The 14,099-nt window shown below is 67.1% G+C and carries 20 protein-coding genes and 1 tRNA gene; 7 read left to right on the forward strand and 14 right to left on the reverse strand.

Annotated elements, in window-relative coordinates; all coding sequences use genetic code 11:
• Positions 1-10: 10 nt before the first annotated feature.
• Both JL101_RS26625 and ugpQ read right to left on the reverse strand, forming a co-directional pair.
• Positions 11-1,408 (reverse strand): NAD(P)H-dependent flavin oxidoreductase, encoded by a 1,398-nt coding sequence (locus JL101_RS26625; protein WP_203098242.1) that lies wholly within the window; start codon positions 1,406-1,408, stop codon positions 11-13.
• A gap of 162 nt (positions 1,409-1,570) precedes the next feature.
• A complete protein-coding gene (gene ugpQ, locus JL101_RS26630) occupies positions 1,571-2,308 on the reverse strand; it encodes a glycerophosphodiester phosphodiesterase (protein WP_203098241.1) in 738 nt (245 codons plus the stop codon).
• Between the two features lie 127 nt (positions 2,309-2,435).
• Between ugpQ and JL101_RS26635 the strand changes: the two genes are divergently transcribed.
• Positions 2,436-3,497: a lysine-2,3-aminomutase-like protein gene (locus JL101_RS26635; protein WP_203098240.1), complete on the forward strand. Its 1,062-nt coding sequence runs from the start codon at positions 2,436-2,438 to the stop codon at positions 3,495-3,497.
• Between the two features lie 27 nt (positions 3,498-3,524).
• Here JL101_RS26635 and JL101_RS26640 read toward each other — a convergent pair whose 3' ends face one another.
• The 3 genes from JL101_RS26640 to JL101_RS26650 form a co-directional block, all read right to left on the reverse strand.
• A complete protein-coding gene (locus JL101_RS26640) occupies positions 3,525-4,190 on the reverse strand; it encodes a hypothetical protein (RefSeq protein WP_203098239.1) in 666 nt (221 codons plus the stop codon).
• Positions 4,191-4,233: 43 nt separating this feature from the next.
• Positions 4,234-4,689 (reverse strand): thermonuclease family protein, encoded by a 456-nt coding sequence (locus tag JL101_RS26645; protein ID WP_228435177.1) that lies wholly within the window; start codon positions 4,687-4,689, stop codon positions 4,234-4,236.
• A gap of 169 nt (positions 4,690-4,858) precedes the next feature.
• Entirely contained in the window at positions 4,859-5,071 is a 213-nt protein-coding gene (locus tag JL101_RS26650; protein WP_203098238.1) for a DUF1674 domain-containing protein, read from the reverse strand.
• Positions 5,072-5,192: 121 nt separating this feature from the next.
• On the opposite strand from JL101_RS26650, the gene htpX reads away from it, so the two are divergent.
• Positions 5,193-6,047 (forward strand): zinc metalloprotease HtpX, encoded by an 855-nt coding sequence (gene htpX / locus JL101_RS26655; protein ID WP_201075507.1) that lies wholly within the window; start codon positions 5,193-5,195, stop codon positions 6,045-6,047.
• A gap of 121 nt (positions 6,048-6,168) precedes the next feature.
• On the opposite strand, the gene JL101_RS26660 is transcribed toward htpX, so the two are convergent.
• Positions 6,169-6,570, reverse strand: a complete 402-nt coding sequence (locus tag JL101_RS26660) for a GFA family protein (protein WP_203098237.1) — start codon at positions 6,568-6,570, stop codon at positions 6,169-6,171.
• Between the two features lie 208 nt (positions 6,571-6,778).
• Here JL101_RS26660 and JL101_RS26665 point away from each other — a divergent pair, with 208 nt between their 5' ends.
• The 3 genes from JL101_RS26665 to JL101_RS26675 all read left to right on the forward strand — a co-directional run bounded on the left by JL101_RS26665 (position 6,779) and on the right by JL101_RS26675 (position 8,959).
• Positions 6,779-7,954, forward strand: coding sequence for a pyridoxal phosphate-dependent aminotransferase (locus tag JL101_RS26665; RefSeq protein WP_203098236.1), 1,176 nt, complete (start codon positions 6,779-6,781; stop codon positions 7,952-7,954).
• Positions 7,955-8,127: 173 nt separating this feature from the next.
• Positions 8,128-8,346, forward strand: a complete 219-nt coding sequence (locus tag JL101_RS26670) for a DUF1127 domain-containing protein (protein WP_228435178.1) — start codon at positions 8,128-8,130, stop codon at positions 8,344-8,346.
• A gap of 91 nt (positions 8,347-8,437) precedes the next feature.
• The gene (locus tag JL101_RS26675) at positions 8,438-8,959 is read left to right on the forward strand and encodes a DinB family protein (RefSeq protein ID WP_203098235.1); all 522 of its coding nucleotides are present in this window, start codon (positions 8,438-8,440) and stop codon (positions 8,957-8,959) included.
• Here JL101_RS26675 and JL101_RS26680 read toward each other — a convergent pair.
• The 5 genes from JL101_RS26680 to JL101_RS26700 form a co-directional block, all read right to left on the reverse strand.
• Positions 8,940-9,356 (reverse strand): gamma-butyrobetaine hydroxylase-like domain-containing protein, encoded by a 417-nt coding sequence (locus JL101_RS26680; RefSeq protein ID WP_203098234.1) that lies wholly within the window; start codon positions 9,354-9,356, stop codon positions 8,940-8,942. The genes JL101_RS26675 and JL101_RS26680 overlap by 20 nt on opposite strands.
• Positions 9,356-9,619, reverse strand: coding sequence for a Trm112 family protein (locus JL101_RS26685; protein ID WP_228435179.1), 264 nt, complete (start codon positions 9,617-9,619; stop codon positions 9,356-9,358). The genes JL101_RS26680 and JL101_RS26685 overlap by 1 nt, the downstream gene beginning before the upstream one ends.
• Positions 9,620-9,688: 69 nt before the next feature.
• Positions 9,689-10,354 carry an LON peptidase substrate-binding domain-containing protein gene (locus JL101_RS26690; RefSeq protein WP_203098233.1) on the reverse strand — a complete coding sequence of 222 codons (666 nt, stop codon included), beginning with the start codon at positions 10,352-10,354 and terminating at the stop codon, positions 9,689-9,691.
• Positions 10,351-11,283, reverse strand: a complete 933-nt coding sequence (gene trxA, locus JL101_RS26695; RefSeq protein ID WP_323374699.1) for a thioredoxin — start codon at positions 11,281-11,283, stop codon at positions 10,351-10,353. The genes JL101_RS26690 and trxA overlap by 4 nt, the downstream gene beginning before the upstream one ends.
• Positions 11,284-11,364: 81 nt before the next feature.
• Positions 11,365-11,862 carry a prolyl-tRNA synthetase associated domain-containing protein gene (locus tag JL101_RS26700; RefSeq protein ID WP_203098296.1) on the reverse strand — a complete coding sequence of 166 codons (498 nt, stop codon included), beginning with the start codon at positions 11,860-11,862 and terminating at the stop codon, positions 11,365-11,367.
• Positions 11,863-12,086: 224 nt separating this feature from the next.
• Here JL101_RS26700 and JL101_RS26705 point away from each other — a divergent pair.
• Positions 12,087-12,161: transfer RNA gene (locus JL101_RS26705), tRNA-Gly, on the forward strand.
• A gap of 87 nt (positions 12,162-12,248) precedes the next feature.
• Here JL101_RS26705 and JL101_RS26710 read toward each other — a convergent pair.
• The 3 genes from JL101_RS26710 to JL101_RS26720 form a co-directional block, all read right to left on the reverse strand.
• A complete protein-coding gene (locus tag JL101_RS26710) occupies positions 12,249-12,773 on the reverse strand; it encodes a GNAT family N-acetyltransferase (protein WP_203098232.1) in 525 nt (174 codons plus the stop codon).
• The gene (locus JL101_RS26715) at positions 12,774-13,070 is read right to left on the reverse strand and encodes a type II toxin-antitoxin system TacA family antitoxin (RefSeq protein ID WP_203098231.1); all 297 of its coding nucleotides are present in this window, start codon (positions 13,068-13,070) and stop codon (positions 12,774-12,776) included. It lies immediately after the preceding gene.
• A 618-nt stretch (positions 13,071-13,688) separates the two neighbouring features.
• Complete coding sequence (locus tag JL101_RS26720; protein ID WP_203098230.1) at positions 13,689-13,886, reverse strand: DUF2283 domain-containing protein; 198 nt, start codon at positions 13,884-13,886, stop codon at positions 13,689-13,691.
• 11 nt (positions 13,887-13,897) lie between these two features.
• Here JL101_RS26720 and JL101_RS26725 point away from each other — a divergent pair, with 11 nt between their 5' ends.
• Complete coding sequence (locus JL101_RS26725; RefSeq protein WP_203098229.1) at positions 13,898-14,074, forward strand: hypothetical protein; 177 nt, start codon at positions 13,898-13,900, stop codon at positions 14,072-14,074.
• The last annotated feature ends 25 nt before the right edge of the window (positions 14,075-14,099 follow it).

Consider the following 14,099-nt stretch of genomic DNA (forward strand, 5'->3'; position numbering starts at 1 on the left):
GTCCGGGAGGTCAGTCGCCCGACGCGATCCGGTCGACCAGCTGCTTCACGGTCGGGATGAAGCCGTCCGCGTAGAACGGATCGTCGGCGAACCGGTAGGCGTTGTGGCCGGCAAACATCAGCTGCGTCTCGCAATCGTCCGAGTGGCTGATCTCCTGCAGGGTCTTCTGGATGCAGAAGGAGCGCGGGTCGGCCTTCTTGCCGGTCGTGCCTTCCTCGTTCTGCGCCCAGTTGGAGAACATGCAGGCCGACAGGCAGCCCATGCAGTTGATCTGGTCGGTCAGGATCTCGTTGGACTTCTCCGGCGTCACGAAGATCAGCGTGCCGTCGGGGGTCTTCAGGGCCTCCTTGAACCCGGCCTCGACCCAGCCGAAAGCGCGGTCGCGGTCGTGCGCGGTCAGGTAGACCGGGCGGCCGCGCGGGCCGACGCGGAACTCGGTGTCGTGCTCGCCCACCGGCTTGACCGAATAGGCCACCTGGCGCTCGCCCCGGCCGCGCAGCTCCTGGATGAACGGGTTGTTCACCGCCGACGAGTAGAAGCCGGTCGGCGAGAACTTGTTCAGGAAGACGTCGCCCTCCTTCAAGGTCAGGAGCTTGCGCTTCCACGCCTCGGAGATCGGGCTCTCCTGGGTGAGCAGCGGGCGGGTGCCGTACTGGAAGGCGATCGGCCCCAGGTCGGGGTTGTCGATCCACTCCTCCCACTCGCGCAGGTACCAGACGCCGCCGGCCATGATGATCGGCGTGTTCTCCAGCCCGAAGCTGTTCATCATCTGGCGCAGCGCCAGCACCCGGGGGAACGGATCCTCCGGCGCCTCCGGGTCCTCGCTGTTGGACAGGCCGTTGTGCCCGCCCGCCCGCCAGGGGTCCTCGTAGACGACGCCGCCCAGGTTGTCCGCGAACCTGTGGTACGCCCGCTTCCACAGCGCGCGGAACGCCCGCGCCGAGGAGACGATCGGGTAATAGTGGATGCCGTAGCGCACCGCGATCTCGGCCACCTTGTAGGGCATGCCAGCGCCGCAGGTGACGCCGTGGACCATGCCCTTGGCGCCTTCCAGGATGCCGTGCAGGATCCGCTCGGCCGCCGCCATCTCCCACAGGACGTTCATGTGGATGCGGCCCTGGCCGTTGGAGACCTCGTGGGCGATGCGCGCCTGCGTGATCCCGCCGGCGATCGAGTATGCGACCAACTCCTCGTGCCGCTCGCGCCGCGTCCTGCCATGATAGACCTGATCGACGGGCTTGCCGTCGTCATCGAAGCTGTCGGCGTTCACGCCGGAAAATGTGCCGACCCCGCCTGCCGCTGCCCAGGCGCCGGAACTCTCGCCGTTGGACACGGAGATGCCCTTGCCGCCTTCGACCAGCGGCAGGACCTCACGACCCGAGATCAGCAAAGGCTTGAGCGCCTTCAACGAAACCTCCAAAAAGCTGCTTTATTCTTCGACCCGCAGACACGGACAGCCGCTCACCGGTTTCGCTCCGGCGGCGGCCACGGCCTGCCCTTACTGCTCCATATATGAAAAATTTGCGACGCAGAAGAGTGGCAGTCGAATAATTATCGCGAATCCGTCCGCTCAGCCGCCCAGTACCGCCAGAATGTCACGGGGCCGGTCGGTGAAGACGGCGGCGACCCCGAGCGCCACCAGCTCCTTCGCCCGCGCCGGATCGTTCACGGTATAGGCCAGCACGGGCCGCCCGGTCGCCAGGTATTCCGCGATGCTTCGGGCATTCTCGCGCGACGCGTTGACGTTGATGGTCGAGGATTCCACCCGGTCTGCGACGTTCCGCCAGTCGCGCGGGCGTCGGTCGATCAGGTAGCCGCGCGGCCAGTCGGGCATATGGTCGCGTGCCGTCTCCAGGCTCGGCACCTCGAAGCTGGAGACCAGCGGCGCCGGCCGGTCGGCCGGCCACAGCGCCCGCGCCGCGTCGAGCGCGACCCTGGCGGTCTCGACCTCGCGCCCGGGGCACGGCTTGATCTCCAGGTTGATGCCCAGGTCCAGTTCCAGGACCAGCGCCAGCGTCTCCTCCAGCGTCGGGATGCGCTCGCCGGCGAACTCCGGCGCGAAGCGCACGCCGGCGTCCAGATCCCGCAGGTCCGCGAAGTCCAGGCCCGCCACGGCGCCGCGGCCGTCCGTGGTGCGGTCCACGTCGTCGTCGTGCATCAGGACCGGCACGCCGTCGCGCGACAGCTTGACGTCCACCTCGACCCAGCGGGCGCCCTGCCCGGCCGCGACCCGGATGCCGGCCAGCGTGTTCTCCGGCGCATAGGCCCTGGCGCCGCGATGGCCGATGGTCTTTGGAAACGACAGCATGATGACGGGTGGATCCCTGATCTGTTGAGCGAGCGGGTGGCATGCCGGGCGGCGCCGACCTATAGTCCGGACCGGCCGGTATAACCCAAATCCGGTATAGACCGAGTTACAGCACGAGTCCCCGATCATGAAAAGTACCGCGACGGCGCGCAGCCTGGACGGCCTCGTCGCCGCCGGCGCCCTTGCGCCGGAGCGGGCCGCCGCCCTCGGGCGGGTGGCGGAACGCTACGCCATCGCCGTCACGCCGCACCTGCTGGACCGGCTCGACGGCGCCGACCCCGCCGGCCCGCTTGCCCGCCAGTACCTGCCCTCGGAGCAGGAGCTGGAGATCCGCCCGGAGGAGCTGGCCGACCCGATCGGCGACGGGGCCCATTCCCCGGTCAAGGGCATCGTCCACCGCTATCCCGACCGGGTGTTGCTGAAGGCGCTGCACGCCTGCCCGGTCTATTGCCGATTCTGCTTCCGGCGGGAGATGGTCGGCCCCGGCGGCGACGCGCTCGACCCGGCCGAACTGGCGGCGGCACTCGACTATATCCGCGCCCGCGAGGAGGTCTGGGAGGTGATCCTGACCGGCGGCGACCCGCTGATGCTGGCGCCGCGCCGGCTGGCCGGCATCGTCGCAGCACTGGACGCCATGCCCCATGTCGGGGTGGTGAGGCTGCACAGCCGCGTGCCGGTGGCCGACCCGGGCCGGATCGACGACGCCCTGGTGGCCGCGCTGAAGGCGTCGGACACGGCGGTCTGGCTGGCAGTCCACTGCAACCATCCGGACGAGCTGACGGCGGAGGCCAGGTCGGCGCTGGCCAGGATCGCCGACGCCGGCATCCCGCTGGTCAGCCAGACCGTCCTGCTGCGCGGCGTCAACGACGATGCCACCGTCCTGGAGGCGCTGTTCCGCGCGCTGGTGCGCGCCCGGGTCAAGCCCTACTACCTCCATCACGGGGATCTGGCGCCGGGGACGGGACATTTCCGGACCGATCCGGCCCGGGGCCGCGACTTGGTCCGGAGCCTGCGCGGGCGGGTATCCGGCCTGTGCCAACCGACCTACGTGCTCGACATCCCGGGCGGCCACGGCAAGGCGCCGATCGGGCCGGACTACCTGGAGGGGGACGCCGAAGCCGGCTACCTGGTCGAGGATTACCGGGGCAACCGGCACGCCTATCCGCCGAAGCCGCCGGGCGGCGCCTGAACGGGGAGGTCCGATCGGGAAGGCCGGCTAGTCGATCGGGCGGACCATGGTCCCCGGCGGCTGGGCGCTGATGGTGCCGGGCAGGGTGCCGAACCCGTCGGGGAAAAGCTGCTTGGCGATGTCGCTGACCAGGAACCGGAAACCCGCCTGCCCCGGCGACACGCTGCCCACCATCCGGTCGGTGGCGGTGTTGAGCGGCTCGCCGCCGTCGCAGAAAGCCGCGGTGATCCGCGTGGCCGCCATCAGGTCGCTCTGCTCCGGCGGGGGTTCCGCCTCCACGTCGTTGGTCCGGGTGCAGAGCGCCGGCGCCTCCATCATCTCCTCGCCGTGGAACGCGATGACCAGGCGATAATCCTTGGAGCGGTCGAAACCGACGCCGGACGTGAAATTGGTCTGCGGGTCCATCAGCGTGGTCGGCAAGGCTTCCACCACCTTGCGGCTGAAGTCGTCCGGCGAAGATCCTTTCATGACGCCGATGACGATCACGTCGAAACCGCTCTCCGGCGGCGCCGGGGCGGTTACCGGATCCTGCTGGGTTTCCGCCCGGGGAGCGTCCTGGGCCATGGCGCCGGTCGCCCCGAACGCGATCATGGCACAGGTCAGCCCGGCCGCGGCGGCACGGAAACAGGGCGTGCTCATGGTGTTCTCCTCGCTGTCGAGACGGCGGCCGATCGATGCCGCACGTTTCGACAAACGAACCATTTCCTCGGAAGTTCCGTGTCCGCCCGGACGCGGGTCAGGGCAATTGTGCGACCGAACACCAGGTCTGGCGGGCCTTGCCGCCATAGGGACGGGCTAGGCCGGCGGCGATCAGATGCTCGCCGACGTCGCGACCGGACCGGGTGAGCACGCGGGCGCGAACCCGTCCGCCGTACTTGTCGTGCTGGATGTCGTGGAGCGTGACGCCGGGCTCGGCCAGCAGCGTCTCGGTCAGCTGCCGGGCCTGCTCGGCCATGTCCTTCTCGCGCTGGCACTTGCCGCGCTTCTCCGGCGTGTCGATGCCGTCGATCCGGACGCGGGTGACCACTTCCTGGTCCAGCCAGACCAGCACGCGGACCTCCAGCGTGTCGCCGTCGATCACCTGGGTCACGAGGCCGGGGACCGGCCCCGACAGCCGTTCCGCGGCCTGAGAAGAGGCCGGGATCGCGAGGACGGAGAAGAGAAGGGCGGTGATGAGGAGGTACCGGCGCACGGGAGCGGATCCAGGGGAGCGGCGGACGGAAATCGCCCGCCTATCGGAAGGATACTCGAACGCTAGGAATTGCTCAAGTTTATTAGGTCATATTTCCTACCTACGACCGTATGTCATATGAATTCCGGGGTATGCTCGGACTCCTACCCTAAACTTGGTGCTCGCCGCCTCAGAAATCCGTGCATCGCCCCTTGCTCTCCCAGTCGCCGTACCGGGTCGGCTCCGGTCCGCGCGGACCGCCGATCTCGCCCGGCTTCTGGACGGGCGTGCCGGGTTCCGGCGACGCGGCATCGTTTTCGGGAACGGGCTGGGCCGCGGCGGCGGGCTGGGCGGCCGCCGCGGGATCTGCCGGCTTGCCGGCTTTCGTGTCGATCTCGCTCATGGGATGGATATGGCCCCGCCCGTCCGGGACGCCAAGGCTTGAACCCCCCGGGACAGGCCGCACATATCGGAGGCTCGGCCCGGCCCTCCCGGTGGGCCGGGTCCGCGCAGAGGTGACCATCATGACGAGCTATTTCCGCACCGCGATCCTGCTGGCCGGCATGACCGCCCTGTTCCTGGCCATCGGCTATCTGATCGGCGGCCAGGGCGGCATGCTGATGGCGCTGCTGTTCGCGGTCGGCACCAACCTGTTCGCCTATTGGAATTCGGACAAGATGGTGCTGAGGATGTACGGCGCGCGGGAGGTGGACGCCCGCTCCGCCCCGCAATTCCACGGCCTCGTCCAGCAGCTCTCCCAGCGCGCCGGCCTGCCGATGCCCAAGGTCTACATCATCGAGAACGACCAGCCCAACGCCTTCGCGACCGGCCGCAACCCGGAGAACGCCGCGGTCGCCGCGACCAGCGGCCTGCTGCGCCGGCTGAACCACGAGGAGGTCGCCGGCGTCATGGCCCACGAACTGGCCCATGTGAAGAACCGCGACACCCTGATCATGACCGTGACCGCGACCATCGCGGGCGCGGTGTCGATGCTGGCCAACTTCGCGTTCTTCTTCGGCGGCAACAACCGCAACAACCCGCTGGGGATGGTCGGCACCCTGCTGATGGTCTTCCTGGCCCCGGTAGCCGCGATGATCGTTCAGACCGCGATCAGCCGGACCCGCGAATACGAGGCCGACCGGATCGGCGCGGAGATCTGCGGCCGGCCGCTATGGCTGGCGAACGCCCTGGTCAGCATCCAGGACAGCGCGGCCCGGATCGACAATGTCCAGGCCGAGAACAATCCCGCGACCGCCCATATGTTCATCATCAATCCGCTGCATGCGCGGTCGGTCGACGGCCTGTTCCGCACCCACCCCGCCACGGAGGAGCGGGTGCGCCGCCTCCGCCTGATGGCCGGCGCCGGACGTGGGCTCTGAAATTTCCGGGCCACAGATGCACGCAGATGAACGCAGATGGGCTTCGGCATTCCGCCGGCATGACGGGCCGCGAAAACTCATCTGCGTCCATCTGCGTGCATCTGTGGCCAAGCAATGGAAATCAATTGTCGCCGGGATAGCTGTCGGCGCCGGGGATGGTGTCCAGCCACTTGATCCGGTGGGCGGTCCAGATCTCGTATTTCGGCGGTGGGAAGTCGGACGGGTCGTCGAACCCGCCCAGGGAGATCGAGACGTAATCGCCGCCATCTCGCCGCCAGAACAGGGCCGAGCCGCAGCGGGGGCAGAACTCGCGCGTCGCGAAGTCGGACGCCCGATACGCGCCGACCTCCCCCCGGATCATCTCGAACCGGTCGAGCGGGAAGCTGGCGAAGGCCGGCATCGGCGCGCCGGTCTGCTTCTGGCACTGGGTGCAGTAGCAGATGTTGGTGTCGTTGGGGGCGCCGGTCGTCCGGTAACGGACGGCGCCGCACAGGCATCCGCCCTCGTGGATGGCATCGGTCATCGCTGGTTTCCTCCCCTGGCCGGTTTCCGGATCATGGGCCGGAGCCTCGCGCATGCCCGCCCCCGCTTCAACCTAGGCTTTCTCATAGCGGCATGAGAGGAATTCATGCCGTGGCCCGCTATACAAACGGGAAACTCCACGGTATGACGGTTTCAGCGTCAACCGATTTCGGCGCACTCCCCCTCATCCCACCAGGGTTGCCCGCCCCATGACCACCGGTCCCGACATCCGTCCCGCGATCACGGCCCTGCCCAACAGCCTCATCGGCGTCGTCGCCAACTACGGCCGGGGCCGCGACGGCCTGATCCCGCTGTGGTTCGGCGAAGGCGACGTGCCGACGCCGGGCTTCGTCATGGACGCGGCGTACCAGGCGATGCGCGACGGCCATGTCTTCTACACCTGGCAGCGCGGCCTGCCCGAACTGCGGGATGCCCTGTCGGCCTATCACCGCCGGACCTACGGCGCCGATGTCGCCACCGACCGGATCACGGTGACCGGCTCCGGCATGTCTGCCATCGCCCTGTCGATGCAGAGCCTGATCGATGCGGGCGACGAGGTCGTCGTGGTCTCCCCCGTGTGGCCCAACGTGTTCGCCAGCATCAGGATCATGGGCGGCGTGGTGCGGCAGGTGCCGCTGGCGCTGGAGAACGGGAAATGGACGCTGGACCTGGACCGGCTGTTCGATGCCTGCGGCCCGCGCACCCGGATGATCTTCGTCAACTCGCCCTGCAACCCGACCGGCTGGACCATCGGTACGGAGGACCAGCGGCGGATCATGGAGTTCGCCCGCGAGCGCGGCCTGTGGGTCATGGCCGACGAGGTCTATTCCCGCCTGGTGTACGACGGAGGCCTGGACGGCAGCGGCCGCGCCCCCTCGTTCCTCGACGTCTCGGAGCCGGAGGACAAGCTGCTGGTGATCAACAGCTTCTCCAAGAACTGGGCGATGACGGGCTGGCGGCTCGGCTGGGTCGTCGCCCCGGCGGCGATGGGTCCGATCTACGAGAAGATGATCCAGTTCAACACCTCGGGCGTGGCCGGCTTCGTCCAGAAGGCGGGGCTGGCCGCCCTCGAACAGGGCGAGCCGTTCCTGGAGGAGATGGTCGAGCGGTGCCGGACCGGCCGCGACATCGTCTGCTCCGCGCTGGAGACCCTGCCGCGCGTACGGGTCCAGCGGCCCGACGCGGCCTTCTACGCCTTCTTCTCGGTCGAAGGGGCCGGCGACAGCCTTGAGCTGGCTAAGCGCATCGTGGACGAGGCCCTGGTCGGCCTCGCCCCGGGAGCCGCCTTCGGCGACGGCGGCGAGGGCTACCTGCGGCTCTGCTTCGCCAGCTCGCCGGAATGCCTCTCCCAGGCCATGGAGCGTCTGATCCCTATCCTGCGCTGATCAGACCGTTAACCATAACTTGGTTGACAGCCGATTAACCAGCCATGGCATGGCCTCATGCCAACCATGTGGAAGCCGCACTTCTCGCAGGTGCAGCATGCCACCATATTACCGTTCACAAGCAACGGCGGCCGGCGCATCGAAGCCGGCCTTTTCTATTGAGGACTCACATCATGGCACTGGCAGTTCGCACGTCCGGTTACGCCGGTCGACGTTCGGCCGACTCTTCCGCTGACCTTATGCAGCGGTTGACCGACACCCTGAAGACTTGGAAGTACCGCATCGTCAGCCGTCGTGAATTGATGGACCTGGATGCCCACATGCTGCGCGACATCGGTTTGACCGACCTGGAAGCCCAGACGGAAGCCTCGAAGCCCTTCTGGCGCGCCTGACATCGCGTAGCGCCGCATGGCCGATCGGATCGAGCCGCGCCTTCCAGTATCGGGTATACTGGGCGCGGCTTTTTTCGATTCCGGGACCGCCATGACGCCAGAATATTTCCGCACCCTCGCCCGCTACAACGCCTGGGCCAACAGGCACCTCTATGACGCCTGCGCGGCGCTTCCCGACGCCGAGTTCCGCAAGCCCCGGCAGGTCTTCTTCGGCTCCATCCTGGGTACGCTCAACCATGTGCTGGTGGCCGACCGGGCCTGGCTCGGCCGTCTCGAAGGCGTGCCGTCCGGCATCGCCGCCCTGGACCAGATCCTGTACGAGGACCTGGCCGACCTGACCGCCGCCCGCACCACCGAGGACACGCGGATCACGGCCCTGGTGGACGGCTACGGTGCCGGCGAGTTCGGCCGCGACCTGGTCTACCGGACGATGGTGGGAACCGAACACCGCACGCCGGTGGCCTGGGTGCTGTCCCACCTGTTCAATCACCAGACCCATCATCGCGGCCAAGCCCACGGCCTGCTGTCGCAGACCGCCGTGCCCCCTCCCGCGCTCGACCTGATCTATTTCCTGCGCGAGCGGGAAGCGGACGTCACCGCGGGTCGCGCTTGAGGCCGCGCGTCTCCAGTTCCCGGAGATAGGTGGACCAGAGCTCTTCCTGGTGTTCCCCCAGCTCGTACAGGTACTTCCAGGAGAAGATGCCGCTGTCGTGCATGTCGTCGAACTGGATGCGGATCGCGTAGTTGCCGACCGGCTCCAGCCCCATGATGCCGACATGCCGGCGGCCGGAGACGATCTGCTTCTGGTTCGGGCCGTGGCCCTGGACCTCCGCCGACGGGCTTTCGACCCGCAGCAGTTCGGCCGGCAGCGAGAAGCGGCGGCCGTCGTCGAACTCGATCTCCAGCCGCTTTTCCGCCTTCTTCAGCCGCACTTCCACAGGCCAGTGCCGCGTGCCGAACGGGTCGGTGGCGAAGGACTCGTCCGCACCGCTGCCTGAAGCGGGCGTCATCAGTGGCTCGCCGTCTTGGAGGAATGGCCCCCGGCCGGCTGGGAATGGGTGGGGTGCGCGGTGTCGGCGTCCAGCGTCCGCGCCTCGTCCACCAGCATGATGGGAATGCCGTCGCGGATCGGATAGGCCAGCCCCGCCCGGTCGCTGATCAGTTCCTGCGCCGCCGCGTCGTAGCGGAGCGGTCCCTTGGTCAGCGGGCAGACCAGGATTTCCAGAAGCTTGGGGTCGACCTTGGCCGCCGAACCCGGTTTGGTATCGCTCACGTCCTCATCCCTTCGATCTCGTCCCCTCGGCGCGCCCGGCACCCGATACGCGCCTGCCGGCGGCCGGGGTCAGTGCCGCGCCATGGTATCGCCGTCCCGCTTGTCCAGGACAGCCATTTCGATGATGGCGATCATCATGCTGGCCCGTTCGGACAGCGTACCGCATTCCAGGAGGGCCTGCTTCTCCGACGGCTCGAACGGACAGATCATGGCGAGCGACGTCACCAGACGCTCGTCCGGCGTCGCCTCGATCGCGTCCCAGTTGGCCGAGATGCCCTGGATCTTGAAATATGTACGCAACCCCTCGACCAGCCGCGCCCTGTCGAACAGGGCGGGACCCGGCTCCGCCAGGTCGTCGGCGAATCGCTCCCACGAGGCCGTGACGCGGCGGTAGCCGCGCACGATCGGCAGCTCGCGCACGACCTCGAACCGGCAGACGCCGGTCAGCGTGATCAGGTAGCGGCCGTCGTCGGTCTCGCTGAAGCTGGTGATCCGGCCGGCGCAGCCGATCGGATAGACCGGCGGCGCGCTGGCGCGGCTCAGGGGATCCGACGGCTGGATAATGCCGATCATCCGGTTGCCGGACAGCGCATCGTCGGTCATCGCCAGGTAGCGAGGCTCGAAGATGTTCAGCGGCAACTTGCCCCGGGGCAGGAGCAGCACCCCGGTGAGCGGGAAAATCGAAATGATTTCCGGCAGTTGGTCGAAGGATGGGTCGAACGGGTTTGGGCTCATGAAAATAAGATAGATGACAACTTCCGTCTTGCCATGACGGTCAGCTTGTCAGTCGGCCCGAAAGCCTCGAAAAATTTCACGAGCTGCTTGCGCGCCTGCTGATCGTTCCATTCCCGGTCACGGCGCACGATCTCCAACAGCTCCTCCACCGCGGCGTCGCGCTTGTTGCCGGCGTAAAGCGCCATGGCGAGGTCGAAGCGGGTCTGGTGGTCGTCGGGATCGCGGGCGACCCGGTCCATCAGCTCCGGGACGGGGCCGGCGGCGGCGCTCTGCTCTGCCAGGTCCAGGGCGCTGCGGACGGCGGCCAGTTCGGGCGCCTTGGCCAGCTCGGGCGGCGCGCCGTCCAGCATCTCGCGGGCGCGGGCGAAATCCTGGGCCGTCATGAGGCAGCGCACCAGCCCGGCGTAGGCGGCGGCGTTGGTCGGCTCGACCCCCAGGATCTGGCTGTAGATCTCGCTGGCGGTGGCGGCGTCCCCCGCCTCCAGCGCTTCCGCGGCGGCGTCGAGCGCTTCCTGGAGCCCGCCGTCGTCGGCCCCGCCGGACAGCTTGGCCAGCCGGTCGACGAACTGCTTGATTTGCGATTCCTGCTGGGCGCCGACGAAACCATCCACCGGCCGGCCCTGGAAGAAGGCGTAGACCGCCGGGATCGACTGGATGCGGAGCTGGCCCGCGACCTGCGGGTTCTCGTCGATGTTGATCTTGACCATCTTCACGGCGCCCTTGGCGGCCTTGACGGTCTTTTCCAGCAGGGGGCCGAGCTGCTTGCAGGGGCCGCACCACGGCGCCCAGAAATCGACGATCACGGGCACCGTGCGCGAGGCCTCGATGACGTCGGCCATGAAGGCGCGGTCGCTGGTGTCCTTGATCAGGTCGGCGGCCGGCTTGGGCCCGCCACCCGGCGCGCCGGGCATATTGAACATGGTCTGCATGGAGGCTTCCTGTTGCTGGAAAGCTGGCTGGTCCGGAATCCGTATATCGGATGGCTGCGTGTTTAGATGAGCCTTGCCGGATTATCCAGCAAGGTCGGCGACCACGGCCTCGTGGCCGGTGGAGGACAGGAACTTCAGCAGGTCGGCCGAGCGGATCGCCGTCGTCCGGCCGTTGTCGAGCGGATGGTAGTTCAGCAGGTCGTGCGCCATCATGGCTTTTTCCAGCACCACGGTGACCCGGTGCCCGGTGTCGTTGATCACGGCGAAGGGCGTCACCGAGCCGGGCCGGACGCCCAGCACCTCCCGCAGCAGGTCGCCGTTGCCGAACGACAGGCGGGCAGAGCCGATCCGCTTGTCCAAGGTCTTCAGGTCCACCGCGCTGTCCTCCAGCGCGACGACCAGCCACAGGCGGCCCTTCTTGTCCTTCAGGAACAGGTTCTTGCAATGGCCGCCCGGCAGCGTCCCGCGCAACGCCTGCGCCTCCTCCACCGTGAAGACCGGCGGATGGGAGTGGGTGGTGGTCTCGATGCCCAGGCCATCCAGGTACGCGATGAGCTGTTCCGGCGAGGTGGGCAGCATGTCGGTATTGGAGCCGGTGTCGGGGACGTTGTCGGCGTCGGTGTCGGCACGATCGGGCATGGCGGAAACCTTGATGGTCCGGCGGAATGGGGCGCCGCTGTTATAGCCGCTTCCGGCGGTGGCGCAAACCGGCGAGGAGGATTCGAAAAAAGGCCCTTGCAAAGGGGTCGGACTTCCGTATTATCCGCGCTCACCGCTGGTCATCACCCGGACCGGCCGCCGATGCGGGCGTAGCTCAGGGGTAGAGCACAACCTTGCCAAGGTTGGGGTCGAGGGTTCGAATCCCTTCGCCCGCTCCAGTTTCAAACGATGGTTCGGATTTCGCGAGCGTCCCTTTCGGGGCGCCTTTTTGCGTTCCGGGCTTGATCATCTCCCCCGAGCAGGTTCTACATTTCGAGAAGCCCTCCTATCGAGCGCATCGGCAGCACGAGCCGCGGCGAGTCCGGCAGCCGGATGAAGCCATGGCTGGCGTAGAAACGGGCCGCGTTGTCGTCGAGGGCATCGACCACCACCATCGAAGAGCCGACGGTTCCGGCGCTGCCATAGGCCCGTCGGAGAGCGTCGGCGAGCAGGACGGCGCCCAGACCCTGCCCTTGGCGTTCCTTGGCAACGGCCAAGCGACCGATCAGCGTCGCACTCACAAGCGGATAGCGGGGAACGTGTTTGCGCGCCTCGTCCGGGACCGCTCCTTGGGGAATCGCGGTGGCGCAGAGCGTGTAGAATCCCAAGATCCGTGATGGTCCGGTGGCCCCGGAGAGAATGAAGACGCCGTTGGCCTTTCGCCGCAGATCCTGGCTTGCGTGGTTCTTCAGGTAAAGGTCGAGGCTTTCGACGCCGCAGGTAAAGCCGGCCCGGTCATGTTGCGACTCCAGCAATCCGATGCGCAGGTCGCTGGAAAGCCGGTCCGTCATTCACGGCCCAAGACGACGTTTGTGCTCGGCGAAGGCGCGTATCAGGCGCTCGTTCGGTTCAGGCGGATTGACAAGCGCGTCGAAGAACACGGCACGATCCCGTTCGGACAATTGCAGCGTCTCATGTTCCACGATCGTACGATGGGCGGCTTCGGTAAGCGCGGTCATGCAAAAGTCGGTTACCTTGCGCCTCTGGAGGCTGGCCGCCCGTTCGATCAGTGCCTTGGTCGATTCGTCCACACGGAACCCCAGCCGCTCCGCCCGCAAGCGTCCTTCCTGTTTCCCTGCCTTGGCCATGAACACCTCCAGGCAAGGAATGTACGTCAGTCTGACTAACTTTTCAAACATTCCCTGAAAGACACGGTACCTGGAACTGACCTGTCGACGATCGGCGACATGCCTACCATGACACCGTTCGCTGACATCCGCCGGAAACCGTCGATGCTCATTCGCACCGCCAACGATTTCGGATTGGTCATCCGGGAGTGGCCCTGGAGCCTAAGGCTGGACCAGGGAGAACTTGCCGGTCCGGCCGGTGTCAGCCGCCAGTGGATCGTGGATATGTCGCCTTTTCGGCAGGCCGCGTCATGGGACCCTTAAGGCGCGGTCGCTTGGCTCCGCTCTACGATATCGCCAGCGCGCTGCCTTACGGCAACCGCGATCCCCAGCGCCTGAAGCTGGTAATGAAAAATCGGCGACGAACAAGTCGGCGCGGGACTGGAGCAGTGCCCGATCAGGTTGATCCGGCCGGGACAGCCGGCCCTATGCGTTGGGCCTCGGCCCAACCTAGACTCGACGACCCACATAACAGCCGCTCCGCGTCAAACCTTAGGTTGGGCCGTGGCCCAACGCATCGCGGCGAGTGGAACGGCAGGCTGAATGGACCGGAGCCGGGCAACTTGGTCGGATACTGGTCTAGACAGCGACCTTGAACTCCACGGAAGACACGTCCTCGATGTTCTTCGATGCGTCAAGGATTTCCACCGCCACGAGGGCGCCTGTTCCGTCGTAGTCGAGGGTTATGCCCGGCTTGTCCTCATCGCTCTCAACCACCACGGCGTCACGAAGCACGACCGACAGGGTGTCGGTTGACGGGTCGTACGTGATCTTCATGAGCCGCCTCCATGCTTCGCAAGCTTGCTGGTGCGGTACGCCGCAGCCACGATGGCCGGCACCCGGTCTACATCAACGAAAACACGCACCAGAAACGATCGGCCGGTGTCTGTTTCGATGATAACACGTTGCGCGACCACACGTCCGATCTGGACAATCCACGCCTTGCCATACCAGCCAAGGCGTGATGGCTGAACGCGACGTCCCGCAGCC

This window comes from Skermanella rosea, assembly GCF_016806835.2.
Lineage (GTDB): Bacteria > Pseudomonadota > Alphaproteobacteria > Azospirillales > Azospirillaceae > Skermanella > Skermanella rosea.